The sequence below is a fragment of the Microbacterium arborescens genome (assembly GCF_049707515.1).
GTDB lineage: Bacteria > Actinomycetota > Actinomycetes > Actinomycetales > Microbacteriaceae > Microbacterium > Microbacterium arborescens_B.
In genome coordinates, this window is sequence record NZ_JBNAFI010000003.1 from 376,061 (window position 1) to 393,047 (window position 16,987).

Annotated in this window: 11 protein-coding genes; 4 read left to right on the top strand and 7 right to left on the bottom strand. The window is 72.6% G+C overall.

What is annotated here, in order from left to right:
- Positions 1-26 precede the first annotated feature (26 nt).
- The 4 genes from ACPYN5_RS08805 to ACPYN5_RS08820 all read right to left on the bottom strand — a co-directional run bounded on the left by ACPYN5_RS08805 (position 27) and on the right by ACPYN5_RS08820 (position 8,460).
- Positions 27-800 (bottom strand): DNA-formamidopyrimidine glycosylase family protein, encoded by a 774-nt coding sequence (locus ACPYN5_RS08805; RefSeq protein WP_424448605.1) that lies wholly within the window; start codon positions 798-800, stop codon positions 27-29.
- On the bottom strand, positions 793-5,640 hold the full coding sequence (locus tag ACPYN5_RS08810; RefSeq protein WP_424448606.1) for an Lhr family ATP-dependent helicase: 4,848 nt from the start codon (positions 5,638-5,640) through the stop codon (positions 793-795). The genes ACPYN5_RS08805 and ACPYN5_RS08810 overlap by 8 nt, the downstream gene beginning before the upstream one ends.
- 285 nt (positions 5,641-5,925) lie before the next feature.
- Complete coding sequence (locus ACPYN5_RS08815) at positions 5,926-7,593, bottom strand: ABC-F family ATP-binding cassette domain-containing protein (protein WP_424448607.1); 1,668 nt, start codon at positions 7,591-7,593, stop codon at positions 5,926-5,928.
- A 213-nt stretch (positions 7,594-7,806) separates the two neighbouring features.
- The gene (locus ACPYN5_RS08820) at positions 7,807-8,460 is read right to left on the bottom strand and encodes an alpha/beta hydrolase (RefSeq protein WP_424448608.1); all 654 of its coding nucleotides are present in this window, start codon (positions 8,458-8,460) and stop codon (positions 7,807-7,809) included.
- Positions 8,461-8,558: 98 nt separating this feature from the next.
- Between ACPYN5_RS08820 and ACPYN5_RS08825 the strand changes: the two genes are divergently transcribed.
- Entirely contained in the window at positions 8,559-9,170 is a 612-nt protein-coding gene (locus ACPYN5_RS08825) for an NUDIX hydrolase family protein (RefSeq protein ID WP_424448609.1), read from the top strand.
- Between the two features lie 134 nt (positions 9,171-9,304).
- On the top strand, positions 9,305-11,224 hold the full coding sequence (locus ACPYN5_RS08830; RefSeq protein WP_424448610.1) for a M3 family metallopeptidase: 1,920 nt from the start codon (positions 9,305-9,307) through the stop codon (positions 11,222-11,224).
- Positions 11,225-11,239: 15 nt separating this feature from the next.
- On the opposite strand, the gene ACPYN5_RS08835 is transcribed toward ACPYN5_RS08830, so the two are convergent.
- The gene (locus tag ACPYN5_RS08835; RefSeq protein ID WP_424448611.1) at positions 11,240-12,292 is read right to left on the bottom strand and encodes a helix-turn-helix transcriptional regulator; all 1,053 of its coding nucleotides are present in this window, start codon (positions 12,290-12,292) and stop codon (positions 11,240-11,242) included.
- A gap of 100 nt (positions 12,293-12,392) precedes the next feature.
- On the opposite strand from ACPYN5_RS08835, the gene ACPYN5_RS08840 reads away from it, so the two are divergent.
- A complete protein-coding gene (locus ACPYN5_RS08840) occupies positions 12,393-12,848 on the top strand; it encodes a VOC family protein (protein ID WP_424448612.1) in 456 nt (151 codons plus the stop codon).
- Between the two features lie 162 nt (positions 12,849-13,010).
- Here the strand turns inward: ACPYN5_RS08840 and ACPYN5_RS08845 are convergent, their stop codons facing one another.
- Positions 13,011-14,078, bottom strand: coding sequence for a threonine aldolase family protein (locus ACPYN5_RS08845; RefSeq protein ID WP_424448613.1), 1,068 nt, complete (start codon positions 14,076-14,078; stop codon positions 13,011-13,013).
- Positions 14,079-14,149: 71 nt separating this feature from the next.
- Entirely contained in the window at positions 14,150-15,676 is a 1,527-nt protein-coding gene (locus ACPYN5_RS08850; RefSeq protein ID WP_424448614.1) for a DUF6421 family protein, read from the bottom strand.
- Between the two features lie 261 nt (positions 15,677-15,937).
- Between ACPYN5_RS08850 and ACPYN5_RS08855 the strand changes: the two genes are divergently transcribed.
- Positions 15,938-16,930, top strand: a complete 993-nt coding sequence (locus ACPYN5_RS08855; RefSeq protein ID WP_424448615.1) for a diacylglycerol/lipid kinase family protein — start codon at positions 15,938-15,940, stop codon at positions 16,928-16,930.
- Positions 16,931-16,987: the final 57 nt, after the last annotated feature.

Here is a 16,987-nt window from a genome sequence, read left to right on the forward strand (position 1 = left end):
GGGCGGGGCTGTGCTGCGGCGTCGGTTCAGCTCTGGCAGCGCGGGCACCAGAAGATGTTCCGCTCGCTCGTGGGCAGAGCCCCGATCTCGTCTGCTTCGATGAGCGTTCCGCATCGGCGGCAGGGTTTCCCTTCGCGGCGATAGACCCACATCCGCTGACCGGGGCGATCGTTGCCCGTGAAGGTGCGCGCCGATCGGTCGCGGTTCGCGTGGATCATCCGGTACCCCGTCTCGAGCACGGCGGCGGCATCGATCTCGGTCGCCGGGGTCGTGGGCAGGATGCCGCGCACGAACAGCAGCTCGTTCGCGTACACGTTGCCGAAACCCGCGACGTTGCGCTGGTCGAGCAGGGCGACGTGGGCGGCGCGGGTGTCCGAGCTCACGCGTCGCACCGCTTCGTCGAGATCCCAGTCGGGGCCGAGAAGATCGGGGCCGAGATGGCCGACGAGGCGGTCTTCATCGGCGGTCGGGAGGACCTCGACCATCGCGAGCTCGAAGCCGACGGCATCCCGCTCGCTCGTGCCCACGATCGCGCGCGCCTGGAACGCCGGCGCGCGCCACCGCTCGCCGTGCCGGTACACGTGCCAGCGGCCTTCCATCTTCAGGTGGGAGTGCAGGCTGAACGACCCCACGCGCAGCAGCAGATGTTTGCCGCGCGCGATCGACGACGAGACGGTCTCGCCGCGCAGATCCGCCGTCGCACTGCCGGGCACGCGGATGTCGAAGCGCGTCACCTCTTCGCCCACGAGCGCCTCACCGAGCTTCCGAGCCGCCCGGAAGACGGTGTCGCCCTCAGGCACGCTCGCCGCTTCCCGACAGCGCGGGCCGGGCTCCCGCCGTCAGACGGCGCAGGGTGAGGCCGCGAGACGACTCCACGAAGCCGCCGGCCCGCAGCGCACGCCCCGTCGCCGTGTTGTAGACGAACTCGCCGTTGACCTGCTCGACGGTGAGGGTGTCGAGCCGGCGGGCCTGAGCGGTCTTCACGAGGTCGGCGGCCGCCGCCGTCAGCACCTCCTCGTCGTCGCTGAAGGCGAGAGCCGAGCGCCCACCCCGCTCGAGGTACAGCACCAGCGCGCCGTCGACGAGCACGACCACGCCGCCGGCCTTGCGTCCCGGCCGGTGCGACACGCCCTCGAGCGCCGGCCAGCCGAGCGCCGCTCCGTAGGGGTTCGCGGGATCGGTCGCGGCGAGCGTCACGGCTCGGCGCGGCGGCGGGTCGGCGAGCGCCGCGAACTCCCGCAGCCGATCGACGGTGACGGATGCCGCGAACTGCGCGGCACCGAGGGTCTCGATGACGTATCCGCGGCGGCAATGGCCGGCCTCTTCGAAGCCCGCGAGCACACGGTAGACCTGCGCGAAGCCGCCCGGGACGCCCTCGGATTGCACGCTCCCGCGGGTCACGACGCCGTAGCGGTCGAGCAGCAGCCCGGCCGAGGCGGTGACGCGCAGAGACGGGTCGGGCTCGACGGCGGGGAGCAGCGACCACCGGCCGCCGAGGGTGGAGGGGCGTGGCGCCGCCGGTGCCGAGGGGCGAGCGAGCGGTGCGCCCCGGTACAGCCGCGAACGGGGCGTGCGCCGCGCGCTGCGGTGCGCCTGCGATCCGCCGGAGAGCAGCGAACGGACGGGCGTGAACGTATCGTTCGTCAACCGGCCGGCCCATGCCAGGCGCCACAGCGCATCGAGAACGCTCTGCTCGTTCGGGGCGCCGACGGCTGCGACGAGCTGCCCCGCGAACCAGCCGCCGCCCACCGCGAGGGCTTCGAGGATGCGGATGTCGAGGTCGCCCGACGTCGCCGACTCGTCGGTCTCGGTGTCGGCGTCGGCCAGGGCGAGGGTCAGCGGCGCCATGTCGGCGGGGTGGAGCGCGATCCAGCCGTCGCGGCCCGGCAGCGTGCCGTGCCCGGACCAGACGACCTCGCCGGTCGCGGTCAGCTCGTCGAGCATCCCGGGCGCGTAGTCCCGCACGCGCGAGGGCAGGATGAGCGACTCCCACGCGCTGGCGGGAATGGGCACGCCGGCGAGCTGCTCGATGACCGCCGCGACGCCGTCGACGCCTTCGAGGGGCCGGGTGACGTGCTGCCATACGGGCAGGAAGCGCGCGAACGCGTCGGGCGAGACCGGCTCGACGCTGCCGCGGATCGCGGCGAGCGACCGCATCCGAAGCCTGCGGAGGACTTCGGAGTCGCACCATTCCAGGTCATCTGCTTCGGCCGCGGAGGTCTCGGGCAGGAAGTAACCGCTCGCGATGCGACCCTGCGATTCGAGGCGCTGCAGGGTCTGACGTGCCACGGCGGTGCCGATGCCGAGCCGCGTCGCGACGTCGGCGGTGCGGAATGGCCCGTGGGTGCGGGCGTGCCTCGCGACGAGGTCGGCCAGCGGGTCGACGACCGGCTCGAGGAAGGCGGTGGGAATTCCCACGGGAAGCGCCGCTCCCAGGGCATCGCGCAGGCGCCCCGCATCCTCGATCGCGGCCGTCCGCTGCACTCCCGCGATCACGACGGGGATCGCGCGGCGCGCCGTGATCAGCTGCTGCAGGAGTTCGGTGGCCTGGGCGACGCGCTCCGCGGGAGGAGATCCGCTGTTCGGAGGAGCGGACGCGGCCCGTTTGCCCTCCGCTGTGCCGATCTCCTCCGCTGTGCCGATCTCCTCCGCAGGGTCGGTCCCCGGGGTGGCGGAATCCTCGAGTCGCGCCGCGACCTCCGTGGCGTCGAGCGGTCCGAGCAGGCGCAGCAGGTCGGCGACTCCCTCGACGCCGCGCACGCGACGCTCGGGATCGAGGCGCTGCGCCTCACGCTCGAACTGCGCCATGATCTCGGGGTCGAGCAGCTCGCGCATCTCGACCTTGCCGAGCAGCTCGGACAGCAGGGCCGGGTCGACCGACAGTGCCGCGGCCCGCCGCTCGGCGAGGGGGGAATCGCCCTCGTACATGAACGCGCCGACGTAGCCGAACAGCAGGTCGCGCGCGTAAGGAGAGGGCTGCGAGGTCGTCGTCTCGACGAGGCGGATGCGGCGGTCGGCGATACTGCGCGTGATCCGCAGCAGTGCCGGGAGGTCGTAGACGTCTTGCAGGACCTCGCGGAGCGTCTCGAGGATGATCGGGAACGACGGATGGCGCCGCGCGACCTCGAGCAACTGCGCCGAGCGCTGCCGCTGCTGCCACAGCGGTGCGCGCTTGTTGGGATTGAGCCGTGGCAGGAGCAGCGCCCGGGCGGCGCACTCGCGGAACCGCGAGGCGAACAGCGCGGAACCGCCGACCTCGTCGGTGACGATCTGCTCGAGCTCGTCGGCGTCGAAGACGAACAGGTCGGCTCCCGGCGGCTCGGCCGCGGCATCCGGCACGCGCGCGATGATGCCGTCGTCGCTCGCGACCGCGGCGCCCTCGACGCCGAGACGCTCGCGGATGCGGGCGTTGACCGCCAGCGCCCACGGCGCGTGCACGTGCATGCCGTGCGGGGAATGCAGGATGACGCGCCAGTCGCCCACCTCGTCGCGCGACCGCTCGACCGTCAGGGTCCGATCGGTGGGAAGGCTGCCGGTGGCCTCGCGCTGCTCGGCGAGATGTGCGAGCAGGTTCTCGATCGCATAGTCGTCGAGGCCGGACTCGCGCAGACGGTCGGCGGCCTTCTCCGGACCGGCGGCCGACACCTCGCGGCTGAACTTGCCCAGCGCTTCGCCGAGTTCGGCCGGGCGGCCGAGGCCGTCGCCGTGCCAGAACGGCAGCTTGCCGGGCTGACCGAACGCCGGCACGACGTTGACGCGGTCGTGCGTGATCTCGACGATGCGCCAGCTGGTGGTGCCGAGGGTGAACACGTCGTTGACGCGCGACTCGTAGACCATCTCCTCGTCGAGCTCGCCGACGCGCGCGTTGCGGCTCTCGCCCGCGACGAAAACGCCGAACAGGCCGCGATCGGGGATCGTGCCGCCGCTCGTCACCGCGATGCGCTGCGCGCCGGGTCGCCCGGTTAGCGTGCCCTGATCGCGGTCCCACACGAGCCGGGGTCGCAGCTCGGCGAACTCGTCGGAGGGGAAACGTCCCGCGAGCAGATCGAGCGTCGCCTCGTACGCCGACCGGGGGAGCGTGCGGAACGGCGCGCTGCGCCGGACCGTCTCGAACCAGTCCTCGACCGCGATCGAGCCGGTCGCGCACGCCGCGATCGTCTGCTGGGCGAGGATGTCGAGCGGGTTCTGCGGCACCGAGATCGCCTCGATCTTGCCGGCCAGCATCCGCTCGGTGACGACCGCCGTGTGCAAGACATCGCCGCGATGTTTGGGGAACAGGGCGGCACGGCTGACCTCGCCGACCTGGTGGCCCGCACGCCCGACACGCTGCAGACCGGATGCCGCCGACGGCGGCGCCTCGACCTGGATGACGAGGTCGACGGCGCCCATGTCGATACCGAGCTCGAGGCTCGAGGTCGCCACGACGCAGCGGAGGACGCCGGACTTCAGCTCGTCTTCGACCTGGGCGCGCTGCTCCTTCGACACCGAGCCGTGGTGCGCCTTCGCGAGCACCGGGTCGGCACCGGCGGAGGCGCCGGCCTGCGCCATCATCGCGGCGGGAGGGGCAGCGGCATCGGGCAGGTCGCCGCCGAGGCGTTCGGTGTAGATCTCGTTGAGACGACCCGTCAGCCGCTCGGCGAGGCGGCGCGAGTTGGAGAACACGATCGTCGAGCGGTGCTGCAGGATGCGGTCGACGATCGCCTCCTCGACGTGGGGCCAGACCGATCCGGTGACCTCGGTCGCCTGCGGCGCGCGGTACCACGCGCCATCACCGTCGTCGTCATCGTCGTCATCGCCGTCGTCTCGACCGGCGGACGGGGCGGACGCCGCCGCTTGTTCGGCTCCTGGGGGCGCCGGCGGATGCAGCATGTCGGGGATCGGCACGACGACGTTGAGATCGAACGCCTTCGTCGCTTTCGGGGCCACGATCTCGACGGGCGCCGAGCCGCCGAGGAACCGGGCGACCTCGTCGATCGGGCGGACCGTGGCCGACAGGCCGATGCGCTGAGCGGGCGTGTCGAGCAGGGCGTCGAGGCGTTCGAGGCTCACGGCCAGGTGCGCACCGCGCTTGGTGGCCGCGACGGCGTGCACCTCGTCGATGATGACCGTGTGAACGCCGCGGAGCGTCTCGGACGCCTGCGACGTGAGCATCAGGTACAGCGACTCGGGCGTCGTGATGAGGATGTCGGGCGGGCGGGCGACCAGGGCGCGGCGGTCGGCGGACGAGGTGTCACCCGACCGGACCCCGACGGACACGTCCGGCACGGGCTGCCCGAGTCGGCGCGCGGACTGCCCGATGCCGACGAGGGGCGAGCGGAGGTTGCGCTCGACGTCGACACCGAGCGCCTTGAGCGGCGAGACGTAGAGCACCCGGGTGTCGGCCGGTGGGGCATCCGATCTCCGGCGCTTGGCCGGCTTGTCGTCGACCGGCCCTGCCGCCACCTTGTCGCGGAAGATGCGGTCGATCGCCCACAGGAACGCCGAGAGCGTCTTGCCCGAGCCCGTCGGCGCGACCACGAGAGCGTGCTTGCCCGCGGAGATGGCGTCCCACGCGCCGGCCTGCGCCGAGGTCGGCTTCGAGAACGCGCCACGGAACCAGTCCGCGGTGGGCGCGGAGAATCGGGCGAGCACATCGGCCATGCCTTCATCTTCGCGCGGACCACCGACATCGGCGCGGCCTTGCGCCCGCGGCATCCGTCATGGCACCCCCGCCCACCCCGCGTTGCCCTGCCCATTGCCCTGCGCATTGCCCTGCGAGGTCCCAGTTGGGCCGGGAATCGAGCGGACATTCCCGGCCCAAGTGGGACCTCGACGCTGCACCGGCCCAAGTGGGACTTCGACGCTGCACCGGCCCAAGTGGGACCTCGACGCTGTCCCAGCCCAAGTGGGACTTCGACGCTGCGCCGGCCCAGGTGAGACCGCGGCTCAGGACACGGCCGGTACCTCGCTCAGCCGGCTGTCGCGCAGCTCGAGGGTCAGGGCAGGGGCGAGCCGCGAGAGGAAGTCGTCGTCGTGGCTGACGACGAGCACGGCCCCGCGGAACGCCGACAGCGCCTCGACGAGCTGATCGACCGTGTCGAGGTCGAGGTTGTTCGTCGGCTCGTCGAGGACGAGCAGCTGCGGCGGCGGGTCGGCCAGCAGCTCTCGAGCGAGCGCGAGCCGGAACCGCTCACCGCCCGACAGAGCCGCGACCGGCCGCAGCACGGTGTCGCCGCGGATGAGGAAGCGGGCGAGGCGGTTGCGCAGCTCCGCGTCGGTGGCGGTCGGTGCGGCCGCGCGCACGCACTCGAGCACCGTGTCGCCGTCGAGCAGCCCGTCGATGCGCTGCGAGAGGTACCCCACCCGGTCGGTGTGGGCGACCGCCGTGCCGCAACTCCTCCGTTCCGGTCGGTTCGCACGCTCAGCGGCGGATTCGGGGGTCGCGGCTCCGGCATCTGAGGAGTCGGCGCGCGCCGAACCCACGACCTGCTCGAGCAGCGTCGTCTTCCCCGCGCCGTTCGGCCCGACCAGGGCCACCCGCTCGGGTCCCTGCAGCACCCACGAGCGCTCGCCGTCGCCGATCGTCGCGATCCGGCGTCCGGCGGCGACCCCGGGGTCGGGCAGATCTATGCGCACGGCATCGTCGTCGCGGACCCGCCGCCCCGCCGTGTCGAGAGCGGCACGGGCCGTCGCCTCCCGATCGGATGCGGCCCCGCGCAGCCTGCCCGCCGACACCTGGGCCGCCGAGGCGCGATTGCCGGCGACGATCCCGGGCACGCGCTTCTCACGCTGCGCCTTGGCGCCCATCGCCGCGCGTCGCGAGAGCGTGGTCTCCGCCTCGATCCGGTCGCGCTTCTCGCGCCGCAGCGCCGCCGCAGCGGTGCTCTCCGCGGCGCGTGCGGCCGCCTGCTCGGCATCGCGCCACGCGCGCCAGGCGGAGTAGGGCCCGCCGAACACGCTGAGCTCCGACCCGTAGAGCTCGGCGGTGTCGTCCATGAGCTCGAGCAGCCGGGTGTCGTGACTCACGACGATGAGCGCGCCGCGCCAGGACCGGACGAGCTCGCCCACCCGTTCCCGGGCATCCCGGTCGAGGTTGTTCGTGGGCTCGTCGAGCAAAGCCACCTCCGCGCGACGCAGCTGCACCCCGACGAGGGCTGCAAGAACCGCCTCGCCGCCCGACAGCTCGCCCACGCGCCGATCGAGCGCCCCCGTGGGCAGTCCGGCCGCCGCCAGCGCCGCGGTGGCGCGGGCCTCGGCGTCCCAGTCGTCGCCGATCGTGTCGAAGTGGCGCGGGTCGACGTCGCCCGACTCGACGGCGCGCACGGCGTCGACGACGTCCGCGACACCGACGAGGTCGGCGACGCGTCGGTCGACGTCGAGGGTGAGTCGCTGGGGCAGCAGCTCGACGCGTCCGGACGTGGTGACGCTGCCGGAGACGGGGCGAAGCGCTCCGGCGATGACGCGCAGCAGCGTCGTCTTCCCCGAACCGTTGCGTCCGACCAGGCCGGTGCGCCCGGCGCCGAACGCGCCCGACACGCCGCACAACGCGGTCGCCCCGTCGGGCCAGGTGTGCGTGATGCGGTCGAGCACGACCGCGGGAGTGGGATGAGGCATGGTGCCCTCCTCGGATGTCGTCGTGCGCGGGCACGACGGACACTGAGAGGCCCCGGGAGAGAGGGGATCGGTCCGGCGGGCCAGCGCGGTATCGGAAAGCGCTGGCCAGGTCGGACGCCCGAGGGGTCGACGGATCAGCGCGGGATCACAGCGCGGTCGCGTCGAAACCGATCAACGGTCGTTCCTCACACTCGGGACAGGGGCGACGGCAGTCTACGCCGCATCGAGCTGCTTGTGCAGGAACGTCGCGACATCCTTCAGCTCCTCCGCCGAGACCGCATGACCGAGCTCGGGGTACACCCGCCCGCTCAGCTCGACCCGGCTCGGCAGCCACTGGGCGGTGTGGGTCACGAGGGCCGGCGGGATGACGTCGTCACGGGCACCGCGCCCCCAGAACACCGGAGGCCGACGCTCGGCGAGCTCGGCATCGGTCTCGAGGTCGCTCGGGTTGGCGTACCCCGAGAGGTTCACCGCGAACGCGTAGTCGTGCGGGTGCAGCCGCAGCGTCTCGAGGGCCATCGCGCCGCCCTGCGAGAAACCGAGCAGCCCGACGGATGCCGCGTCGCCGCGCTCCGCGTCGATCCACGAGCTCAGCGCACGGGCGGCCGCCGTCGCCGCCTGCGGGTCGCGGCCGTTCAGCCCCTCGATGGGGTACCACGACCAGCCCGGCGTCGGGAAGGGCGGCGTGAGCGGGGCGCGCACCGCCGCGACGACGTAATCGCGGGGGAGGTGGGGAACGAGCGCGAAGAGGTCGTTCTCGTCGGAGCCGTAGCCGTGCATCACGACCAGGAGCGGACGCCCGATGCGCTCGGCCGGAGCGGCCGACCAGCGCACGGCGGCGGGATCGAGAGCCGGGGTCGACGACATGCGACCATCCTGCCAGCCGTCTCCGACACCGCGTCGAGCCATCCGATCCGGCATCCGGTCATCCCGGCACCGCCGGGTGTCGTTGGTATACATGAGGCATGGCCGTGCGCACCCCCGATCCCGATCCCGACGAGCGCGGCGAGTCGTCGCTGCCGGCCGACCCGCTGCGCGGAGCCCCCGGGGGCGGCGCGACGAACCCCGCCTGGCTCAGCGACATCGAGCTCGCCGAGGCGCGCCGCCGCCTGCCGATGCTCTACGTCGAAGCCGTGCCCGTGCGCACCGACGGTCTCGGCGCGGTCACGCAGGTCGGCATCCTGTTGCGTGCGACGCCCGTCGGCGAGATGACCCGCACGATCGTGTCGGGCCGCGTCCGCTACGGCGAGACGATCCGCGACGCCCTGTTCCGTCACGTCGAGAACGACCTCGGGCCCATGGCGTTCCCGCTGCTGCCCGCTTCGCCCGCGCCTTTCACGGTCGCCGAGTACTTCCCGATCCCCGGGGTGAGCCCGTTCCACGACGACCGGCAGCACGCCGTCTCGCTCGCCTTCGTCGTGCCGGTCACGGGAACGTGCGAGCCGCGTCAGGATGCGCTCGAGGTCACCTGGCTCGATCCCGCCGAGGCCGCATCCGACGCGCTGGCCGCGGAGATGGAGGGCGGCCGCGGCACGCTCATCCGGCTCGCACTCGCCTCCGTCGGCGCCCTGCGCTGACCCCACCCTCGAACCGCGAGACCTCACTCGCGCCCCGAGACCGCCGGTGGAACCCACCGTCTCGGGGCGGGCTTGAGGTCTCGCGGTTCGAGGCGGGCGAGCGGGGGCGCTGCGGTCGTGCGTAGGCTCGGGGCATGACCGATCCGCAGCCCCTCGCCTTCCCCGCCGACGCCGCCGGATGGCTCGCGTTCGCCTCCGAGCGCCCGGACGCCCGCATCGCCCGCGTGCGCGAGATCGACGCCCAGCTGATCGCCGGGAGCGAGCTGTCGCCCCTGGCTCGCCTGCAACTGTGGAACGAGGCCTCCATCGCGGTCGCCGAGGCGGCATCCGAGGCATCCCTGCTGAGCGAGTCGCACCCCGACGCCGACATCCGCGACGCCGCTGAGGCGCGCGTGCAGGCGATCGACGCCCTGCTCTCGCAGCGCTCGCTCGACCCCGACCTGTTCGCCGTCTTCGACGGGCTCGCGACCGACGGGCTCGACGCCACTGCGCGCCGGCTGCTCGCCCGGATCCAGCGCGACTTCCGCCGCGGCGGCGTCGACCGCGACGAGGCGACCCGCGAGCGACTGCGTGCGCTCGCCGAGCGCGACACCGAGCTCTCGCTGCTGTTCTCCCGCAACATCCGCGACGGCCGGCGTGAGCTGAAGCTCCCCGCCGATGCCCTCGAGGGGCTTCCGCAGGACTTCATCGACGCCCACCCGGTCGACGACGAGGGCCAGGTCACGCTGACCACCGAGTACACCGACCTCATGCCCGTGCGCGAGTTCGCGGTGCGCCGCTCAACGCGCACGGCGCTGCTCGCGGTGTACAACGACCTGGCCTGGCCCGACAACGACCCCGTCCTCGCCGAGCTGCTCGCGGTGCGCGCGGAGCGGGCCGAGCTGCTCGGCTACGGCGACTGGGCGGACTACGAGACCGAGACCCGCATGATCGGCTCGAGCGCCGCGGTGCGGGCGTTCCTCGACGACATCGACGTCGCGACCCGCGAGGCCGCCGCGGGCGAGTATGACCGGCTGCTCGAGCGGCTGCGCCGCGACGAGCCGGATGCGGATGCCGTCACCTCCGCCGACCTCTGGTACCTCCTCAGCGCCCTCAAGCGCGAGGACTACGCCGTCGACGCGCAGGCCGTCCGCGCGTACTTCGCGTTCGAGAACGTCCTCGCCGGCGTGCTCGATGTCACCGCGCGACTGCTCGACGTGGCCTATGTGCCGGTCGACGCCGGTGCGTGGCACGCCGATGTCCGCAGCTACGACGTCGTCCGCGGCGAGCGCCGACTCGGCCGCATCCATCTCGACCTGCACCCGCGCGATGGCAAGTACAACCACGCCGCGTGCTTCGGTCTGGCCCCCGGCATCGCGGGCCGTTCGCTTCCCGAGGGCGTGCTGCTGTGCAACTTCTCGCGGGGCCTGCTCGAGCACGACCAGGTCGTGACGTTCTTCCACGAGTTCGGTCACCTGGTGCACGGCATCCTCGGCGGTGCCGACGCCGTGTGGGCGGACTTCAGCGGCATCGAGACGGAGTGGGACTTCGTCGAGGCGCCGAGCCAGCTCCTCGAGGAGTGGGCCTGGGATGCCGGAGTGCTGGCGACCTTCGCGCGCAACGCCGAGGGCGAGCCGATCCCGGCCGACCTCGTCGAGCGCATGCGGGTGGCCGACGCCTTCGGTCGGGCTCTGGAGGTGACCCGCCAGCTCGGGCACGCGAACGTCTCGTACGGCCTGCACGTGGAGCGGCCGAGCGACCTGCAGGCCGCGGTGGAGAGCTGGTACCGCGCGTCGTCGCCGGTCGAGCCGCTGCCGGACGGTCACACGTACGCCGGCTTCGGCCACCTCACCGGGTACGGCGCCTGCTACTACACGTACCAGTGGAGCCTCGTGATCGCGCGAGACCTGCTCTCGGCCTTCGGTGACGACCTCATGGACCCGGCGGTAGCGACGCGCTACCGCGAGCGCATCCTCGAACCGGGCGGCAGTCGTGACGCGGCCGACCTCGTCGCCGACTTCCTCGGGCGCCCGTACTCCTTCGACGCCTACCGGGCCTGGCTCGCGGGAGCCTGAGCGACCCGCGAGACCTCAGCCCCGCCCCGAGACCATGGGTTGACCCCAGGGTTTCGGGGCGAGAGTGCCGTCTCGCGGTTCGGCGGGCGCCGCCGCGCGCGCGTAGCGGTCGGCGAGAAGGGCGAATGCGTCGGCGAGCTCGGGCGGACCGACGACCTCGAGGTCGGCGTCGAAGCGTCCGAACGAGGCGGCGAGGGCGGCCCACGACCACGACCCCGCCTCGAGCCGGCAGCTGCCGTCATCGAGTGCCGTGACGGAGCCGTCGCCGGCGAACGGGGCGACCGCGGATGCCGGCAGGCGAAGAATCACGGCGCCGCGGCAGGGCCAAACGGAGGTGTCCGACCCGCGGAAGCGTCCGGAGACGAAGGCGTCGACGTCGCCCCCGGGAACCGTGCGCCGCTCGAAGCGGGCGCCATGCGGGACGCGGGGGCGGATGCGGTCGACCCGGTACAGGCGCCAGTCGTCGCGGTCGAGGTCCCACGCGACGAGATACCAGCGGCCGGACGCGGCGACCAGATGGTGCGGCTCGGCTCGGCGAGGCGGCGTGCTCTCGGAGTCGGCCGCCTCCCCGATGCCGGCGTCGGCCCGGGTGTAGTCGAAGCGGAGCGTCTGCCGATCGCGGATGGTGTTCGCCAGGGTGATGAGCACCTCGAGGGAGACATCCGTCGGTGCGGAATCCCCCGGACGCGCGACCGGCGTCACGGCGAGCGCGTCGAGCCGGTGTCGCAGGTGCGCGGGCATCACCTGCCGGATCGTCGCGAGGGCGCGCGCGGCCGCCTCGCCGATGCCGCCGCCGAGGCTCGGCGCTGAGCGCAGGGCGAGAGCCACCGCGACGGTCTGGTCCTCGTCGAACAGCAGGGGCGGCAGCTCACTGCCGGAGTCGAGACGGTAGCCGCCATCCGGTCCGGTCGACGCCTGGATGCGATATCCCATCTCGCGCAGTCGCTCGACGTCGCGGCGTACCGTCCGGTCACTGACGCCCAGTCGTGACGCCAGAATCGTCCCGGGCCAGTCCCGGCGGGCCTGGAGCAGCGACAGAAGCGTCAGCAGCCGGGATGTCGTCGTCATCGCCCCAACGTATCCGTCATTGCGGACAGAACCTGACCGCAACCGCTGCGAGGGTGAGCTGGCCGAGCCGATCGGGCCGGCCTTTTCCTCAGGAGCAGCGATGACCATCCAGACCACCCCTCACCTCAACTTCCGCGGCGGCGCACACGCAGCGCTCGATCTCTACGCCTCCGCCTTCGGCGGGCAGACCGTCATCACGACGTACGCAGAAGTCGGCATGCCCGCGGACGCGCCCGGCGCCGACGCCGTCGTGTTCGGTCTCGTCATCGCCCCGAACGGCTTCCGCGTCATGGGCTACGACATCCCGGGCCGTACCGACGGCTCGATCGCGGGCGGCGGTGCGACCCACCGCGAGAACAACATGACCCTGACCGACCAGGCGCTGTTCGTCTCGGTCGGCGCGAACAACCTCGACGAGCTGCGGGGGCCGTGGGATGCGCTGGCGGCGGATGCCGTCGTCGTCGAGCCGCTCGCAGCGTCGGCGTGGAGCGCCGGATTCGGCATGCTGACCGACCGATTCGGCGTCACGTGGAGCTTCAGCGTCACCGCCGCTTGAACGTAGACGAGCCGCGGCCGGTTCGATCCGTGCCGCGGCTCGCGGGAGCCTGAGCGACCCGCGAGACCTCAGTCCCGCCCCGAGACCATGGGTTGACCCCAGGGTCTCGGGGCGAGAGTGCCGTCTCGCGGTACGGTGAGCGCGGGCGCGGGGTGAGGGGGATCAGGCGGTCGTCAGGCGGGCGAGCTCGGCGACGAAGGCGTCGACGTCGGATGCCGACGTGTCGAACGAGCACATCCAGCGCACCTCCCGGCGGGACTCATCCCAGTCGTAGAAACGGAACGACGAGCGCAGCCGGTCGGCGACGCCCTCGGGCAGCACCGCGAACACCCCGTTGGCCTGCGTCGGCTGCGTGAACTCCACCCCGCGGATCGAGCCGGCGGCGATCCCCGCCTCGACGGCCGAGCGCAGGCGCTGCGCCATACCGTTCGCGTGCTCGGCGTTGCGCCGCCACAGGTCGTTCTCGAGCAGCGCCACCAGCTGAGCCGAGACGAAGCGCATCTTCGACGACAGCTGCATGTTCAGCTTGCGCAGGTACGTCAGGCCCTCGGATGCCGCCGGGTCGAGCACGACGATCGCCTCGCCGATCATCGCGCCGTTCTTCGTGCCGCCGAAGCTCAGCACGTCGACCCCCACATCGCGCGTGATCGCGGCGAGCGGCACACCCAGCGCCGCGGCGGCGTTGGCGATGCGCGCGCCGTCCATGTGCAGCCGCATCCCGCGGGCATGGACGTGATCGGCGATCGTCCGCAGTTCGCCCGGCGTGTAGAGCGTGCCGAGCTCGGTCGACTGCGTGATCGACACGACGAGCGGCTGAGCGCGGTGCTCGTCACCCCAGCCCCACGCCTCGCGATCGATCAGGTCGGGGGTGAGCTTGCCGTCACCGGTGGGGACGTTCAGGATCTTGATGCCCCCGACCCGCTCGGGCGCCCCGCCCTCGTCGACGTTGATGTGCGCCGTCGACGCCGCGATCACGGCGCCCCAGCGCGGCAGCATCGACTGCAGCGCCGTGACATTGGCGCCCGTGCCGTTGAACACCGGGAAGGCCTCCGCGCCGTCGCCGAAGTGCTCGGCGACGAGCTCCTGCAGGCGCGCGGTGTACACGTCCGACCCGTAGGCCGTCTGGTGTCCGTCGTTCGCGGCGGTGATGGCGGCGAGAACCTCCGGGTGGATGCCGGAGTAGTTGTCGGACGCGAAGCCGCGCACCGACGTGTCGTGCAGGGAGGTCATGTGATCATCCTTTCTCACCGGTCCGCCGCCCGCGAATCCACCGCGCGAGGCGGATCCGCGGGCGGGACCGATCAACCGCGGATGCCGCGGGGCGGTGCCGTCGTCGTCCCGCGGATGCCGCGGGTCGATGCGATGACGTCGCGCATCTTCTTCTCGAGCGCCTCGTAGAACATCGACAGCGGGAACTCGTCGTCGAGCACGGCGTCGGTGAAGCCCTTCGGCGGGCCGGCGAGCACGTCTCCCGGCAGGCCGCGGGCCCACGCCGATGCGGGATGCGGTTCGAGCACCGACCGCACCAGGTCGTATGCCGCCAGCCAGTGCGCGGTCTTCGGCCGGTCGATCGACTCCCAGTAGAGCCGGTCGATCGCATCTCCCAGGGCGACGACGGCATCCGGCACCGCGTCCCAGTCGAAGGCCAGGGCGGTGTCGGTCCAGTGCAGGACCCCGCGGCGGTGCAGCCACGCGAACAGCAGCTGGCCGCCGAGCCCGTCGTAGTTGCGCACCCGCGTTCCGGTGATCGCGAACCGGAAGATCCGGTCGAAGATCACCGCGTACTGCACCAGTCGCGACAGGCGCAGCAGCTCGGCATCCACCGGGTCGAGGTCCGCCTGACCGCTCAGGCGCCGGTCGAGCTCGACGCACTCGCGGAACGCCGTCAGATCGCAGCGCAGCTCCTCGAGGGAGTACAGGAAGAACGGCATCCGCTGCTTGATCATGAACGGGTCGAACGGCAGGTCGCCGCGCATGTGGGTGCGATCGTGGATGAGGTCCCACATGACGAACGCGCGCTCGGTGAGCGCCTGGTCGTCGAGCATCTCGGCGGCCTCGGCGGGCAGATCGAGCTTCGTGATCCCGGATGCCGCGGCCACGACGCGCCGGTAGCGGGCCGCCTCGCGGTCCTGGAAGATCGCGCCCCACGTGAACGTCGGGATCTCGCGCATCGCGACCGTCTCGGGGAACAGCACGGCCGAGTCGGTGTCGTACCCGCCGGTGAAATCGAGCAGCCGTAGCGACACGAACAGCCGGTTCGGGTACATCGTCTCGAGCCGGGCGATCTCGTCGGGCCAGATCGCCTCGACCAGCAGCGCCTCGACGTGCCGGTCGCGCGAGCCGTTCTGCGTGTACATGGGGAACACCACGAGGTGCCGGATGCCGTCGACGCGGTGCTGCTGCGGCTGGAACGCCGCGAGCGAGTCGAGGAAATCGGGCACGCCGAACGCCCCCTCCGTCGAAGCCTCGCCGTCCGGATTCCCGGAGCCCGTGCCGGCCCATCGCTCGAAGTCCCGGATCGACGCCGCGAGGTACGCGTCGTCATGCGGGAAGCGCGGCGCGAGCCGCCCGATCGCGGCGGTGATCGCCGCGACGTGGTGTCGCGCCGTCTCGTGGTCGCCGGGATCGGGCACGGACCCGTCGGCGGCCTGCAGCTCGTGCAGGGCCGTCGCGGCGTCGCGCAGCGCGAACCAGGCGGGGTCGTGCTCCACATCGGCGGCGAGCGCGATGCCCGCGGCGTCGACCGCGCGACCGTCCTCGACGACCTCGGGCTCGCCGATGATCGTCTTTGCGGCACCGGGGGTGGGGTGCGTCTGAACGATGGACATGGGGAACCTCCGATCTACGAGGTACGGCTCCCGCGTGGGAGCGGTGGTCAGGTCGCGTCAGCCTATCGGGGCCGGCGGGCCTTCGGCGATGGTCGGCCGATACATCGGTCGGACCAGTGGGGCTGGTGCCGTCTCGGGCCGCCGTCCGCGCCACATCAGCACCGGGCGTCCGACGGTTGTATCGGCGTCTGGCGTCACCACCGGGTCGTACTGGGCTGTCAAGCTGTCGCGAGCGTGCGCCTGCGGCGTTAGCGTCGCACCATGCCCCCCGACCTCGCCGCACCGTCATCCGCCGCGTCCGGACCCGCCGCGTCCGGACCCGCCGCAGACGCTTCAGACGGGCGCGGCGTGCTCCTGGTCACGAACTCCCGCGCGGGAACCTCGGTCGTCCGCCCCGACCCGATGCCCGAGATCCGGCGGCGCCTGCCCGAGGCGCGCGTCGAGAGCCTGGGCGAGGCGACGATGGACGACATCGTCGACCGCGCGATGTCAGGCGACGAGCCGCCAACCGCGCTCGCCGTCCTCGGCGGCGACGGGTCGGTCTCCCGCGCCGCGCACCTGGCCCGTCGCCACGACCTGACGCTGCTCGTGCTGCCCGGCGGGACGTTCAACCACTTCGCCCGCGCCGCGGGCCTCGAGACCGTCGAGGCGGCCCTCGATGCGTACGCGGCGGGCGCTGTGCGCAGCGTCGTGGTGGCCGAGGTCGCCGTCGACGACGGCGAGCCGACGACCGTGCTCAACGCCGTGTCGCTGGGTGCTTACCCCGAGCTGCTCGCGGAGCGCGAGAAGCGCACGAGCCTCGGCAAATGGTGGGGCGGCGCCGTCGCGGCGTGGCGCGGGATCCACGGCGCCCACCGCATCACGATCGTCCGCGGCGGCCGTCGCGCCGTCGTGTGGTCGGTCTTCGCCGGCATCGGCCGGGGTGATCCCCGCCGCATCGCCATGATGCGTCGCGCGAGTCTCGACGAGCCCGTCCTCGACATCCGGATCCATCACGCCCGGGGAACGCGTCTTCGCGCGGTCACCTCGCTCGCGTTCGGTCGTCGCACGCTCGCCGTCATGCGCGCACTGCGCCTCATGCCGCCGGCATCCGACCTCGAACGCACCGTCGTCTCGGAGATCGAGCTGACGGTGCGTCCCGGCGAGGCGCCGCCGGTGTTCGCGCACGACGGCGAGCTGGACGAAACGCCGGACGGCGGCTACCGGCTGCGGCTGCGCGCGATCCCCGACGGCCTGCGGATCTACGCGCGCTGAGGTCGCGGGCCTCTCGCGAGCGGATACATCGCGAGACGGATGCCGCCGCCGCGGCGC

Bases quoted from the DNA above. Each gene is read 5' to 3' on its own strand.
- ACPYN5_RS08810 (WP_424448606.1), bottom strand. From the start codon at position 5,640: ATGGCCGATGTGCTCGCCCGATTCTCCGCGCCCACCGCGGACTGGTTC.
- ACPYN5_RS08815 (WP_424448607.1), bottom strand. From the start codon at position 7,593: ATGCCTCATCCCACTCCCGCGGTCGTGCTCGACCGCATCACGCACACC.
- ACPYN5_RS08820 (WP_424448608.1), bottom strand. From the start codon at position 8,460: ATGTCGTCGACCCCGGCTCTCGATCCCGCCGCCGTGCGCTGGTCGGCC.
- ACPYN5_RS08825 (WP_424448609.1), top strand. From the start codon at position 8,559: ATGGCCGTGCGCACCCCCGATCCCGATCCCGACGAGCGCGGCGAGTCG.
- ACPYN5_RS08830 (WP_424448610.1), top strand. From the start codon at position 9,305: ATGACCGATCCGCAGCCCCTCGCCTTCCCCGCCGACGCCGCCGGATGG.
- ACPYN5_RS08835 (WP_424448611.1), bottom strand. From the start codon at position 12,292: ATGACGACGACATCCCGGCTGCTGACGCTTCTGTCGCTGCTCCAGGCC.
- ACPYN5_RS08840 (WP_424448612.1), top strand. From the start codon at position 12,393: ATGACCATCCAGACCACCCCTCACCTCAACTTCCGCGGCGGCGCACAC.
- ACPYN5_RS08845 (WP_424448613.1), bottom strand. From the start codon at position 14,078: ATGACCTCCCTGCACGACACGTCGGTGCGCGGCTTCGCGTCCGACAAC.
- ACPYN5_RS08850 (WP_424448614.1), bottom strand. From the start codon at position 15,676: ATGTCCATCGTTCAGACGCACCCCACCCCCGGTGCCGCAAAGACGATC.
- ACPYN5_RS08855 (WP_424448615.1), top strand. From the start codon at position 15,938: ATGCCCCCCGACCTCGCCGCACCGTCATCCGCCGCGTCCGGACCCGCC.